Consider the following 13098-nt stretch of genomic DNA (forward strand, 5'->3'; position numbering starts at 1 on the left):
CGGCAGGCGATTCCATGGACCTTTCGACAGCCGCGCCGGCGGGTTGCGCCGGCGCTTGGCGACGAACAGCGCACCGACGAACATCAGCACGCAGGCGCCCAGCAGGGCGAAGCCGAGGATGCGGTTATGCAGGCCGAAACCATGCACGACGATTGCCAGCAGTGCAGCCAGGACGAAGCCGCCGGCGGTGGCCACGTGGGTCCTGGACATGTACTTGTCGCGCTCGACAACATGGTGCAGATCCACCAGGTAGCGGCGTGGCATGGCCAGCAGGCCACCGAGCCAATCGACCTCGGCCGGCCGTCCACGGCGCCACATGAGGAAGCGCTTGCCGGCACCGAGCACGGCGAGGCCGAGCGCAGCGAACAGCAGAATGGGGAGTAGGGTGTTCAACATCATCTGGTCTCCTTGGAGGGACCGTATAACCATGTAGGGTGGGTTAGCCGTAGGCGTAACCCACCATCGATGCGTCAGGCGCTACCTTGACCGGTCTGCTGAACCCGGGGTGGCACCGCTGCGCGGTTAAGCCACCCCAGGGTCCAGCTGCTGCTTTAGAAGTCCTTGCACAGGCGCAGGGCGTCGTAGATCGCCGCGTGGGTGTTGCGCTGGGCCACGCAGTCGCCGATGCGGAACAGCAGGTAGCCGTCGCCGGTCTCGGACAAACAAGGCTGCGGCTTGATTGCGAACAGCGCTTCGACGTCGATCTGGCCCTTGTTACGCGAACCTTCCTTGAGTGCGTAGTACAGGGTTTCATCCGGGCGCACGCCGTTCTCCACCACCACCTGGTCGACCACGCGCTCCTCCAGGGCACCGGTGTATTCGTTCTCCAGCACCGCCACCAGCTTGTCGCCCTCGCGATAGACCTTCTCCAGCATCATGTCGCTGGTCATGATCACGCCCTTCGGGTACATGCTGCGGTAGGCCGTCGGGAACGAGGTGCCGCCCATGCCGACACCCGGCTTGATGTCGTCGGTGACGATCTCGACCTGACTGCCCTTGTCGGCGATGAAGTCTGCGACCGACATGCCGGTGAATTCACAGATGGTGTCGTACACCAGCACGTTCTTGCCCGGTTCGACCTTGCCGTCGAGCACGTCCCAGCTGCTCACTACCAGGCCTTCGGCCGCGCCCCAGTGCTCGTTCTGCTCGAGGAACGGATGACCGCCGTTGGCCAGCACCACGACATCCGGACGCAGGTCCATGATGCTCTCGGGGTCTGCACCGGTGCCCAGGCGCAGGTCGATCTTCAGTCGCGCCAGTTCAAGCTGGTACCAGCGGGTGATGCCGGCGATCTGGTCACGTTGTGGCGCCTTGGAGGCCGTGGTGATCTGCCCGCCAAGCTGGTCCTTCTTCTCGAACAGGGTCACGTCGTGGCCACGTTCGGCCGCGACGCGCGCCGCTTCCATGCCGGCTGGACCACCGCCAACAACCACCACTTTGCGCTTGACGCCGGTGGTCTTCTCGATGATGTGCGGCAACCCCATGTATTCACGCGAGGTCGCGGCGTTCTGGATGCACAGCACGTCCAGGCCCTGGTACTGGCGGTCGATGCAGTAGTTGGCACCGACGCACTGCTTGATCTGGTCGACCTGGCCCATCTTGACCTTGGCGATCAGGTGCGGGTCGGCGATGAAGGCGCGGGTCATGCCGACCATGTCGACGTAGCCGCCCTCGAGGATACGGGTGGCCTGGTTCGGGTCCTTGATGTTCTGCGCGTGCAGCACCGGTACCTTGACCACTTCCTTGATGCCGGCCGCCAGATGCAGGAAGGGCTCGGGCGGGAAGCTCATGTTGGGGATGACGTTGGCCAGGGTGTTGTGGGTATCGGCGCCAGAACCGACCACGCCGATGAAATCGAGCAGGCCGGTGTCGTCGTAGTACTTGGCGATCTGCTTCATGTCCTCGTGGGACAAGCCGTCCGGATGGAACTCGTCGCCGGAGATACGCAGGCCCACGCAGAAGTCGTCACCGACTTCCTTGCGCACGGCCTTGAGCACTTCCAGGCCGAACTTCATCCGACCCTCGAAGGTGCCGCCCCATTCGTCGGTACGCTTGTTGACCCGTGGCGACCAGAACTGGTCGATCATGTGCTGGTGCACGGCCGACAGCTCGACGCCGTCGAGGCCGCCGGCTTTGGCCCGAGCCGCCGCCTTGGCGAAGTCGCCGATGACGCGCCACATTTCTTCCGGCTCGATGGTCTTGCAGGTGGCGCGGTGTACCGGTTCGCGGATACCGGACGGCGACATCAGGGTCGGCCAGTCGAAACCATCCCAGCGCGAGCGACGACCCATGTGGGTAATCTGGATCATGATCTTGGCGCCATGCTTGTGCATGGCGTCGGCCAGGTTCTGGAAGTGCGGGATGATGCGGTCGGTGGACAGGTTCACCGAGCTCCACCAGCCATGCGGGCTGTCGATGGAGACCACCGAGGAGCCGCCGCAGATGGCCAGGCCGACGCCGCCCTTGGCCTTCTCTTCGTAGTACTTGACGTAACGCTCGGTGGTCATGCCGCCGTCGGTGGCCATGACCTCGGCGTGCGCGGTGGACACGATACGGTTACGGATAGTCAGTTTACCGATCTGGATCGGCTGGAACATTGCTTCAAAGGCCATGGCGATACGCTCCGCTTACAACGGCTTGACGATGAACAGGCCGTGGTCGTGGCCTTCTTGCGAAGCACCGTAGACCTGTTCGGCCACCGTGCGGATAGGGCTGCCCTGGGCGGCCAGAATCTGATCCATGGCGCCGGCGAACCAGCCGGTGAACATGTAGTCCACCGCGCGTCCGCACTTGCCGTAGACGTAGACGAAGGCGGAATGGTCCAGGCGCACCTCGCAGGTGCCCTGGTCGAGGTCGATCGACAGGGTCTTGAACAGGCCCCAGCCGCGTTGCGACAGGCGCTTCATGTAATGCTCGAACACCTCGACGCCGACCAGGCCGTGGCACTCGGCTTCTTTCTCGCACCAGTGCCAGGCGGACTTGTAGCCGGCCTTGTAGAGGATCTCGGCATAGGCATCGGCGCCCAGCACTTCCTCGATGCCGATGTGGTTGTTGACGAAGAAATGCCGTGGCACATAGAGCATCGGCAGGGCGTCGGTGGTCCATACGCCGGTTTCGTTGTCGACCAGGATGGGCATTTCGGGGGCATGTGTGGCCATGTGTTCAGTACTCCATAATTCGTGTTTTGCGTTTGGCCGGGCAGCGCCCGGCCAGATGAAGAATTTGTAATGAGTGCCTGTGGAGCCTTGGCAAGCGTGCCGAGAGCAAGGACGCGACGCGGCTATCGATACGCGCAGCAGGCTCCGCAGGTATGCATCATTCGCCCCAGACGTCTTTCAGGACGCGCACCCAGTTCTCGCCCATCACCTTGCGCACCACGCGCTCGGGCATGCCGCGCTTGAGCAGGGTCTCGGTCAGGTTGGGGAACTCGCCGACGGTGCGGATGCCCAGCGGGTTGACGATCTTGCCGAAGCTGGTCAGGCGACGGGCGTAGCCCTTGTCGTGGGTCAGGTATTCGAAGAAGTCCTGGCCGTGACCCTGGGTGAAGTCGGTGCCGATGCCGATGGCGTCTTCACCGACCAGGTTCATCACGTACTCGATGGCCTCGGCGTAGTCGTCGATGGTCGAGTCGATGCCCTTGGCCAGGAAGGGGGCGAACATGGTCACGCCGACGAAGCCGCCGTGGTCGGCGATGAACTTCAGTTCCTCGTCGGACTTGTTGCGCGGGTGCTCCTTCAGGCCGGACGGCAGGCAGTGCGAGTAGCACACCGGCTTCTGCGACTCGAGGATGACTTCCTCGCTGGTCTTGCTGCCGACGTGGGACAGGTCGCACATGATGCCGACCCGGTTCATCTCGGCGACGATCTCGCGACCGAAGCCGGACAGGCCGCCATCGCGCTCGTAGCAGCCGGTGCCGACCAGGTTCTGGGTGTTGTAGCACATCTGCACGATGCCGACGCCGAGCTGCTTGAACACCTCGACGTAGCCGATCTGGTCCTCGAAGGCGTGGGCGTTCTGGAAACCGAAGAGGATGCCGGTCTTGCCCAGCTCCTTGGCCTTGCGGATGTCGGCGGTGGTGCGCACGGGCATCACCAGGTCGCTGTTGTCGCGGATCAGTTTCTGGCTGGCGGCGATGTTGTTGACCGTGGCCTGGAACCCTTCCCATACCGACACGGTGCAGTTAGCCGCGGTCAGGCCGCCCTTGCGCATGTCCTCGAAGAGTTCGCGGTTCCACTTGGCGATAATCAGGCCGTCGATGACGATGCTGTCGGCATGTACTTCTGCTGGGCTCATCAGGCTGTCCCCTTTGTCTGCTGTCGCCAAACCCGGTGCTGGCGCTTTGTGGGGAGCATATCCCTGGGGCGCGGGGTGACCCGGTGCAAAAACGACTGGGGTATTGCCGAAAGCGTCAAGAACAGGTCGCGAACGGATAAGCCGTCGTCCAGGCTGCTTTTATCGCGCAGGCTGTAAGCCCGGCCTACGACAGTGAGGCAGCCGGATGTTCGTGACGATCCTGGCTGGGGCAGGTGGCGAAGCGGGCGCGGTAGCAGCGGGAGAAGTACGAGGAGGATTCGAAGCCGCAGGCCAGGCCGACTTCCAGCACGCTCAGGTCGGTCTGGCGCAGCAGTTGGCGGGCCTTGTCCAGGCGCAGGGTCAGGTAGAAGTTGGACGGGGTCTCGTTCAGGTGCTGGCGGAACAGGCGTTCCAGCTGGCGCGGGGTGACCTTGATCAGGTCGGCGAGTTGCCGGGAGCTGAGCGGCTGTTCGCTGTGGCGCTGCATCTCGCCGATGACCTGCACCAGCTTCTTGTTGTGCACGTCGTAGCGGCTGGCGATCTGCATGCGCTGATGGTCCTGGCGCGAGCGGATACGGCCGAGGACGAACTGCTCGGAGACCGCCAGCGCCAGCTCTTCACCGTGGTCGCGGCCGATCAGGGTCAGCATCAGGTCGAGGCTGGCGGTGCCGCCGGCGCTGGTGATGCGCCGTCCGTCGATTTCGAACAGTTCCTGGGTCACCGCCAGGCGCGGGTAACGCTCCTGAAAGGCCTCGATGGCTTCCCAGTGCAGGGTCAGGCGCTGGCCGGCGAACAAGCCGGCCTCGGCCAGGACGAAACTGCCGGTGTCGATGCCGCCGAGCGTCGCGCCTTCGCGCTCGGCGCGGTGCAGCCACTGCGCCAGACGGTGGTCGAAGTGGGCCAGCGGCTCGAAACCGGCGACCACGAACAGGCTGTCGCCGGCCGCCGGCAGCTCCAGGGCGGTGTCGACGTTTAGCGACATGCCGTTGCTGCTTTGCACCGCATTGCCGTCCAGGCTGAGCAAACGCCAGCGATAGAGCTCGCCGCGAAAGCGATTGGCCACGCGCAAGGGCTCGATGGCCGACATCAGGCCCATCATGGAAAAGCCGGGCAGCAGGAGAAAGCACAAGGTCTGGGGCATGGCTGGGTTTCGCAAAGGCAGGTGGTTACTAAACGGCAGGCACCTGCGCAGTGCAAGCAAGAAGGTCGTTACAGTTCAAAAGCTGGTCGCTTTGGTGCGTTTTTTACCCCCTGGTGCTGGGTAATGTGACCCCATCGGGCGCACTCAGGCCTGAGTACGGGACGGGGCGTCAGCGCTCCGGGAAAACTACAAGTAAAACCCTAACGCCATACGAGGGCGCATTGATGAAAAGTTTCAAGGTAATCGCCGGTTGCTGTCTGCTCAGCCTGTTCAGTTCGTCGCTATTGGCCGCCGAACAGGCCAGTTGCCAGAAGGCACGCATCGGCATGGTGGGCTGGACCGACGTGGTCGCCACGACCGCCGTGGCCAGTACCCTGCTCGAAGGCCTGGGCTATGCGACCACCCAGACCCAAGCCTCGCAGCAGATTGTCTTTTCCGGCATCCAGCGTGACCAGCTCGACTTCTTCCTGGGTTATTGGAAGCCGCTGATGGACGACAACATCGAGCCGTTCCTCGCCAAGAAGACGGTCAGGGTGCTCGGTGAACCGGGTCTCTCCGATGGCATCTCCAGCCTGGCGGTGCCCAGCTATACCGCCGAGGCGGGCCTGAAGACCTACGCCGATATCGCTAAATTCAGGGATCAACTGGACGGCAAGATCTATGGCATCGATCCGGGTACCGGAGCCAACACCACGATCAAGAAGATGATCGACAGCAACCAGTTCGGCCTCGGTGGCTTCGAGCTGATCGAGTCGAGCGAGTCGGCGATGCTCGCCGCGGTCAGCCGTGCGGCGCGGAGCAAGAAGCCGGTGGTGTTCTTCGGCTGGAAGCCGCACCCGATGAACATCAAGATGGACGTCACCTACCTGACGGGCAGTGAGGGCGTATTCGGCGCCGATGAAGGCCTGGCCACCGTCTGGACCGTCACCGCGCCGGACTATGCCCAGCGCTGCCCCAACGTCGATCGGCTGCTCAACAACCTGCGCTTCACCGCCGCCCAGGAGAGCCAGTTGATGGCGCCGATCATGGACCGTGAAGAGGCCAAGGACGTCGCGCGCAAGTGGCTGAAGGAAAACCCGCAAGAACTGAGCAGGTTCCTGGCCGGGGTGACCACCTTCGATGGCAAGGATGGCGCAGCCGCCGTGCAGGCCGCGCTCAAGTAAGACAGGCTCGCCCCACCCATTGCCTGATCAATCGCCGTGCCGCGCGCCCTCTTGGGCGCCCGGTACCCATTCGCCTCGAATAAGGATGGAAGCTCCATGAATTACGAAGTCATTGTCACCTGTGCAGTCACCGGCGCCGGCGACACCGTTGGCCGCCATCCGGCCATTCCGGTCACCCCAAAAGAAATCGCCGCCGCTGCCATCGAGGCCGCCAAGGCCGGTGCTACCGTTGCCCATTGCCATGTCCGCGATCCGCAGACCGGCAAGCCAAGCCGCGACGTGGCGCTGTACCGCGAGCTGGTCGAGCGCATCCGCGAAAGCGACACCGACGTGATCATCAACCTCACCGCCGGCATGGGCGGCGACCTGCAAATCGGCGCGGGCGAGCAGCCGCTGGAGTTCGGTGCCGGCACCGACCTGGTCGGCCCGCTCGAGCGGCTCAAGCACATCGAGGCACTGCTGCCGGAAATCTGCACCCTGGACTGCGGCACCCTGAACTTCGGCGACGGCGACTTCATCTACGTCTCCACCCCGGCCCAACTGCGTGCCGGCGCCAAGCGCATCACCGAACTGGGCGTGAAAGCCGAGCTGGAAATTTTCGACACCGGCCACCTGTGGTTCGCCAAGCAGATGATCAAGGAAGGTCTGCTCGAAGACCCCTTGTTCCAGATCTGCCTCGGCATCCCCTGGGGTGCGCCAGCCGACACCACCACCATGAAGGCCATGGCCGACAACCTTCCAGCCGGCGCCAAGTGGGCGGGCTTCGGCATCGGCCGCATGCAGATGCCGATGGTCGCCCAGGCCATGCTGCTCGGTGGTCACGTGCGGGTCGGCCTGGAAGACAACATCTGGCTGGACAAGGGAGTGCATGCGACCAACGGTCAGTTGGTCGCGCGCGCCATCGAGATCATCGAGCGCCTGGGCGGCCGCGCACTAACCCCGGCCGAGGGCCGCGCCAAGATGAACCTCAAACCGCGCGGTTGAGGTCGTCGCGACGGGGCGGCCGATGCCGCCCGTAACTCACTGGTCGGCCGGATGTCCTCCGGGACAGACCCCATAGCCAGTCCCGGATTGCACCGGGCTACCGAAGCAGGAGCCATCATGGCCTTTGTCACCGAACTGAAAACCTTCGCCGCCCTCGGCACCGGCGTGATTGGCGCCGGCTGGATCGCGCGCGCCCTGGGCCATGGCCTCGACGTCGTGGCCTGGGATCCGGCGCCCGGCGCCGAAGCGGCACTGCGCACACGCATCGCCAACGCCTGGCCGGCGCTCAAGCAGCAGGGCCTCGCGCCCGGCGCTTCGCCCGAGCGCCTGCGCTTCGTCGACAGCATCGAAGAGTGTGTGAAGAGCGCCGACTTCATCCAGGAAAGCGCTCCCGAGCGGCTGGAACTGAAGCTCGACCTGCATGCCAAGATCAGCGCCGCGGCGCGTCCCAACGTGCTGATCGGTTCGAGCACCTCGGGCCTGCTGCCCAGCGAGTTCTATGCCGACGCCGTGCACCCCGAGCGCTGCGTGGTCGGTCACCCGTTCAACCCGGTCTACCTGCTGCCGCTGGTGGAAGTGGTCGGCGGTCAGCAGACCGCCCCCGAAGCGGTGCAGGCCGCCATACAGGTGTATACCGCGTTGGGCATGCGCCCACTGCATGTACGCAAGGAAGTGCCGGGCTTCATCGCCGACCGTCTGCTCGAGGCGCTGTGGCGCGAGTCGCTGCACCTGGTCAATGACGGCGTGGCCACCACCGGCGAGATCGACGATGCGATCCGCTTCGGTGCCGGCCTGCGCTGGTCGTTCATGGGCAGCTTCCTGACCTACACCCTGGCGGGCGGCGATGCCGGCATGCGTCACTTCATGGCCCAGTTCGGCCCGGCGCTGAAACTGCCCTGGACCTACCTGGAGGCGCCGGAGCTGACCGACGGCCTGATCGACAGCGTGGTGGAAGGCACTACTGAGCAACAGGGCGAGCGCAGCATCGCCGAGCTGGAGCGCTACCGTGATGACTGCCTGCTGGCGGTGATGGAGGCGATCAAGACCACCAAGGCCAAGCATGGCTTCGCCTTCGCCGAGTAAACACAGAACCCGTAGGAACGACGGGAACGCCTGCAACAGCCCCTATGCGAAGCAGTACGCCGCTCGCTGGCGGACTGTTCGCTACGCTCCTGAGTCCGCCCTACGGGTTTCGCACAACGCTGAGGATCACCCCCCGCCATGCTCACCACCTACCGCACCGCCATTCAGCCCGAGTGGGTCGACTACAACGGTCATCTGCGCGACGCCTTCTACCTGCTGATCTTCAGCTATGCCACCGATGCGCTGATGGATCACCTCGGCCTCGACGAAGCCGGCCGGGCGCGCTCTGGCCACACCCTGTACACCCTGGAGTGCCATCTCAACTATCTGGCCGAGGTCAAGCTGGGTGCCGAGGTGGAGGTACGCACCCAGCTGCTGGCGCACGACAACAAGCGCCTGCACATTCACCATGGCCTCTACAACCAGGGCGGCGATGAGTTGCTCGCCGCCAGCGAGCAGATGCTGATGAACATCGACAGCGTCAGTGCGCGTTCGGCGCCCTTCGACGAGCGGGTGCTGTATCAGGTTCTCGCGTTGGGCGAGGCCCATCGGGGCTTGACCGCGCCGCGTCATGTCGGTCGGATCATCGGCTTGCCCCCGGCCAAGACATAGTGCCCTGTAGATGAGGCCCGGATGGCCTCGCGCGTTTCCCAGAGTCCAAGAACAATAATGCGGGTAAGCATCCCGTCAGGAGATCGCCATGAATGCTGTAGACCCCTCCCTCGAAGCAGTACAAATCGCTGATTGGCGCAACTACCCGATCAGTGCCGATCTGGTTGGCCTTAGCTCCGCTAGCGACTGCCTGGAGGTCACCTGGAGCGATGCTCGGGTCAGCCCCTTCCATCACCAGTGGCTGCGTGACAACTGCGCCTGCAGCCAGTGCGTCTACAGTGTGACCCGCGAGCAGCTGTTCGAGATCGTCGACGTCTCGGAGCAATTGCATCCCCAGCGCACCCGGATCGACGAACAGGGGCATCTGCTGATCGATTGGCAGGATGGTCACCACAGCCGCTTTCACCCCGGTTGGTTGCGTGCCCACGCCTATGATGACGTCTCGCGCGCCGAACGCCGCGCGCTGCGTCCGCAGAGCCGTTTGTGGGGCGCCGAGAAGAGTGAGCTGCTGCCGCAGTTTGACTACCAGGCGGTGATGGAAGATGACGGTGCGCTGCTGCAGTGGTTGCTTGCGGTGCGCGATATCGGGCTGACCCAGCTGTGCGGTGTGCCGACCACCGAGGACGTCTTGCCAGTGCTCGTCAAGCGCATCGCCTTCATCCGCGAGAGTAACTTCGGCGTGCTGTTCGACGTGCAGTCCAAGGGCGACGCCGACAGCAATGCCTACACATCCTTCAACCTGCCGCTGCACACCGACCTGCCGACCCGCGAGTTGCAGCCGGGTCTGCAGTTTCTGCATTGCCTGGTCAACGATGCCACGGGCGGCGAGAGTGTCTTCGTCGACGGCTTCGCGATTGCCGAGGCCTTACATCAGGAGGCGCCCGAGCTGTTCCATGTCCTGTGTGAAACGCCCATCGAGTTCCGCAACAGGAGCCGCACCAGCGACTACCGCTGCCTGGCGCCGATCATCGGCCTGGGTGCCGACGGCGTGGTCAGTGAGATCCGCATGGGCAACTTCCTCCGGGGCGCCTTCGATGCACCGGTAGAGCGCATGCCGGCGCTGTATAGCGCTTACCGGCGGTTCATCGAGATGACCCGCGAACCGCGTTTCCGGGTGCAGCGCAGGCTGGATGCGGGGCAACTCTGGTGCTTCGACAACCGCCGGACCCTGCATGCCCGCACCGAATTCGACCCGAGCAGCGGGGCGCGTCACTTCAAGGGCTGTTATGTCGATCGTGACGAACTGCTGTCGCGCATCCATGTGCTGCAGCGCTAGACGCGGCATGGCCGCGGCAAAGAACCCATAGCCGAGCATTATCTTCTATCCCTGGCAGATGACTGCCTTCGTCGCCGAGAGCGAAGCCTTCGGCGACGCGCACGCCTCGCTCGCGGACGGCGAGCGGTGTCTCGTGGGGTTCAGGTGCGCCGGCTGCCGCGGCCAACGCTGCCTGCATGGCGGCTGGGCAGCCTGTGCGGTTGCGCTGCGCTTGAGGGCCTGCGCCCGGCAAGGGAGGCTCGGGCCGAGGAGAAGACGAATCGCACAAAGCACGAAGGGGAGCCGGAGCTCCCCTTCAAAGTGTCGTTACGTGCTTTGTTTTTTTTGTTGAACGATCTGTTGTTGTTTTTATCGTTCCAGATCGTTGTTTTGATCCCATCGGGGATCAAGGCAAACGTATTTTTTTGGACCCTGGTACTGCCATCGTCACTAAGTGATCCAACCTACCAATCAGCTACCTTGAGGTAGTTTTATTGTCATTGGCCTGGTCACGGGGTTGGCCCCGAACAACAATCCTCTCCAAAAAAATCTGTTTGCGGCTCGCCTGTACTGTTGTTTTTGTTGTGTCAGCGTCGAGACGTATCGTGTTCTTGGATTCTTATTTTTGTGCGCTAATAGAAAGCATGGCTCGTGCCAGTTTTAAAATATCCATATATATCAAGTACATAAAAATATACGCCGTAGGGCTGTGGCTGTTCTGTTGCGGGTTGTGTTGCCGTACTACCCGTTTTCGTTACCTCGGCCGGGCGGCGGTAACATCTGGGCGGCAGGTAGCGGTCGGTGGCTGGGTCATTGGGCGGGACGTGGTGAGGTGGTGAGCAGATGGCTGGCCTGGCTCTACGCGGTTGTCCGGCGAATGGCCGGCACAGCGGCATAAAAAAGGGAGCCAAAAGGCTCCCGCAAGACTGGCGCCGCCCACACGCGGGGGCGGCCCAGGTTAGGCATTTGACTTAAGCGGCGCTGAACAGCTTGTGCGGGTCGATGACGAATTTCTTCGGCACGCCGGCATCGAACTCGCCATAGCCCTTGGGCGCGTCGTCCAGGGAAATCACCTGAACCCCGACGATGTCGGCGATGTTGATCCGATCCCACATGATCGCCTGCATCAGCTGGCGGTTGTACTTCATCACCGGGGTCTGGCCGGTGTGGAAGCTGTGCGACTTGGCCCAGCCGAGGCCGAAGCGGATGCTCAGGGCACCGATCTTCGCCGCGGCATCCACCGCGCCCGGGTCTTCGGTGACGTACAGGCCGGGGATGCCGATCTTGCCGGCGACCCGGACCACGCCCATCAACGAGTTGAGCACGGTGGCCGGGGCTTCGTGCTTCACGCCGTCATGACCGTGACCGCGGGCTTCGAAGCCCACCGCATCGATGGCGCAATCGACTTCCGGCTCGCCGAGCAGGGCGGCGATCTGTTCGTGCAGCGGGGTGTCCAGGGACAGGTCGGCGATCTCGAAGCCGACTGCCTTGGCATGTGCCAGGCGCACCGGGTTGACGTCGCCGACGATCACCACCGCGGCGCCGAGCAGGCGTGCGGAGGCGGCAGCGGCCAGGCCGACCGGACCGGCACCGGCGATATACACCGTGCTGCCCGGGCCGACGCCGGCGGTGACCGCGCCGTGGTAACCGGTCGGCAGGATGTCGGACAGGCAGGTCAGGTCGCGGATCTTCTCCATCGCCTTGTCGCGATCCGGCAGCTTGAGCAGGTTGAAGTCGGCGTAAGGCACCATGGCGTATTCCGCCTGGCCACCGGTCCAGTCACCCATGTCGACGTAACCGTAGGCGCCGCCGGGACGTGCCGGGTTGACCGACAGGCAGACCCCGGTGTGTTGTTCCTTGCAGCTACGGCAGCGGCCGCAGGCGACGTTGAACGGCACCGAGACCAGATCGCCGATCTGCAGATTCTCGACGTCGCGACCCTTCTCGATCACTTCGCCGGTGATTTCATGGCCCAGTACCAGGCCGGTTTGCGCGGTGGTACGGCCGCGCACCATGTGCTGGTCGGAACCGCAGATGTTGGTGGAAACCACGCGCAAGATCACTGCGTGGTCGATCTTCTTGCCGCGCGGATCCTGCATTTTTGGATAGTCGATCTTCTGTACTTCGACCTTGCCTGCGCCGAGGTAGACGACGCCACGATTACCGGACATTGGATGTTCTCCTTTGTTGTTGTGGATACAAAGGCGCGGCCAACGGCCACGCGGCCTTGCACTGGAGCTTTACGATGTGTTGCTGGGGCCGGTGAGGTCCGCGATAGAGGCAGTGCGGGACTGTCCCCACCGGCCCGGTGGTACGGTTAAGCGTGCAGCACCACGGTGCGGTTGGCGTTGAGGAACACCCGCCGCTCGAGGTGGTAACCGATGGCCTTGGCCAGGGTCTGGCACTCGATGTCGCGCCCCTTGGCAACCAGGTCTTCGGGGTAGTGGGCGTGGTCCACCGACTCCACGCCCTGGGCGACGATCGGCCCCTCGTCGAGGTCGTTGTTGATGTAGTGGGCGGTGGCGCCGACCAGCTTGACGCCCTTCTGGTACGCCTGGTGGTAGGGC

The 13098-nt window shown here is 63.7% G+C and carries 12 protein-coding genes; 5 read left to right on the forward strand and 7 right to left on the reverse strand.

Features of this window, described 5'->3' with window-relative positions:
• From ABZE94_RS14760 to ABZE94_RS14780, 5 genes are all read right to left on the reverse strand, one after another.
• Nucleotides 1-396: DUF3483 domain-containing protein (locus tag ABZE94_RS14760; protein ID WP_372876260.1), on the reverse strand; the 396-nt coding region annotated here is incomplete at its 3' end.
• A 155-nt stretch (nucleotides 397-551) separates the two neighbouring features.
• Nucleotides 552-2612: a dimethylglycine demethylation protein DgcA gene (gene dgcA, locus ABZE94_RS14765; RefSeq protein ID WP_372876261.1), complete on the reverse strand. Its 2061-nt coding sequence runs from the start codon at nucleotides 2610-2612 to the stop codon at nucleotides 552-554.
• 15 nt (nucleotides 2613-2627) lie between these two features.
• Complete coding sequence (locus tag ABZE94_RS14770) at nucleotides 2628-3158, reverse strand: DUF5943 domain-containing protein (protein WP_372876262.1); 531 nt, start codon at nucleotides 3156-3158, stop codon at nucleotides 2628-2630.
• Nucleotides 3159-3315: 157 nt separating this feature from the next.
• Nucleotides 3316-4293 (reverse strand): dipeptidase, encoded by a 978-nt coding sequence (locus ABZE94_RS14775; protein ID WP_090504447.1) that lies wholly within the window; start codon nucleotides 4291-4293, stop codon nucleotides 3316-3318.
• Nucleotides 4294-4477: 184 nt separating this feature from the next.
• Nucleotides 4478-5434, reverse strand: a complete 957-nt coding sequence (locus tag ABZE94_RS14780; RefSeq protein WP_372876263.1) for a GlxA family transcriptional regulator — start codon at nucleotides 5432-5434, stop codon at nucleotides 4478-4480.
• A 224-nt stretch (nucleotides 5435-5658) separates the two neighbouring features.
• Between ABZE94_RS14780 and choX the strand changes: the two genes are divergently transcribed.
• The 5 genes from choX (at nucleotide 5659) to ABZE94_RS14805 (ending at nucleotide 10552) form a co-directional block, all read left to right on the forward strand.
• A complete protein-coding gene (gene choX, locus ABZE94_RS14785; protein WP_372876264.1) occupies nucleotides 5659-6597 on the forward strand; it encodes a choline ABC transporter substrate-binding protein in 939 nt (312 codons plus the stop codon).
• Between the two features lie 96 nt (nucleotides 6598-6693).
• Entirely contained in the window at nucleotides 6694-7581 is an 888-nt protein-coding gene (locus ABZE94_RS14790) for a 3-keto-5-aminohexanoate cleavage protein (RefSeq protein WP_372876265.1), read from the forward strand.
• Between the two features lie 117 nt (nucleotides 7582-7698).
• On the forward strand, nucleotides 7699-8664 hold the full coding sequence (locus tag ABZE94_RS14795) for an L-carnitine dehydrogenase (protein WP_372876266.1): 966 nt from the start codon (nucleotides 7699-7701) through the stop codon (nucleotides 8662-8664).
• Between the two features lie 138 nt (nucleotides 8665-8802).
• Nucleotides 8803-9276 (forward strand): thioesterase family protein, encoded by a 474-nt coding sequence (locus ABZE94_RS14800; RefSeq protein ID WP_372876267.1) that lies wholly within the window; start codon nucleotides 8803-8805, stop codon nucleotides 9274-9276.
• Nucleotides 9277-9364: 88 nt separating this feature from the next.
• Entirely contained in the window at nucleotides 9365-10552 is a 1188-nt protein-coding gene (locus ABZE94_RS14805; RefSeq protein WP_372876268.1) for a gamma-butyrobetaine dioxygenase, read from the forward strand.
• 950 nt (nucleotides 10553-11502) lie between these two features.
• Here the strand turns inward: ABZE94_RS14805 and fdhA are convergent.
• Both fdhA and ABZE94_RS14815 read right to left on the reverse strand, forming a co-directional pair.
• On the reverse strand, nucleotides 11503-12702 hold the full coding sequence (gene fdhA / locus ABZE94_RS14810; RefSeq protein ID WP_372876269.1) for a formaldehyde dehydrogenase, glutathione-independent: 1200 nt from the start codon (nucleotides 12700-12702) through the stop codon (nucleotides 11503-11505).
• Nucleotides 12703-12848: 146 nt separating this feature from the next.
• A partial coding sequence (locus tag ABZE94_RS14815) for a formyltransferase family protein (RefSeq protein ID WP_372876270.1) occupies nucleotides 12849-13098 on the reverse strand: 250 nt, incomplete at its 5' end.

The sequence above is a fragment of the Pseudomonas sp. genome (assembly GCF_041601375.1).
In the GTDB taxonomy this organism is placed as follows: Bacteria; Pseudomonadota; Gammaproteobacteria; order Pseudomonadales; family Pseudomonadaceae; genus Aquipseudomonas.

Bases quoted from the DNA above. Each gene is read 5' to 3' on its own strand.
- dgcA (WP_372876261.1), bottom strand. From the start codon at position 2,612: ATGGCCTTTGAAGCAATGTTCCAGCCGATCCAGATCGGTAAACTGACT.
- ABZE94_RS14770 (WP_372876262.1), bottom strand. From the start codon at position 3,158: ATGGCCACACATGCCCCCGAAATGCCCATCCTGGTCGACAACGAAACC.
- ABZE94_RS14775 (WP_090504447.1), bottom strand. From the start codon at position 4,293: ATGAGCCCAGCAGAAGTACATGCCGACAGCATCGTCATCGACGGCCTG.
- ABZE94_RS14780 (WP_372876263.1), bottom strand. From the start codon at position 5,434: ATGCCCCAGACCTTGTGCTTTCTCCTGCTGCCCGGCTTTTCCATGATG.
- choX (WP_372876264.1), top strand. From the start codon at position 5,659: ATGAAAAGTTTCAAGGTAATCGCCGGTTGCTGTCTGCTCAGCCTGTTC.
- ABZE94_RS14790 (WP_372876265.1), top strand. From the start codon at position 6,694: ATGAATTACGAAGTCATTGTCACCTGTGCAGTCACCGGCGCCGGCGAC.
- ABZE94_RS14795 (WP_372876266.1), top strand. From the start codon at position 7,699: ATGGCCTTTGTCACCGAACTGAAAACCTTCGCCGCCCTCGGCACCGGC.
- ABZE94_RS14800 (WP_372876267.1), top strand. From the start codon at position 8,803: ATGCTCACCACCTACCGCACCGCCATTCAGCCCGAGTGGGTCGACTAC.
- ABZE94_RS14805 (WP_372876268.1), top strand. From the start codon at position 9,365: ATGAATGCTGTAGACCCCTCCCTCGAAGCAGTACAAATCGCTGATTGG.
- fdhA (WP_372876269.1), bottom strand. From the start codon at position 12,702: ATGTCCGGTAATCGTGGCGTCGTCTACCTCGGCGCAGGCAAGGTCGAA.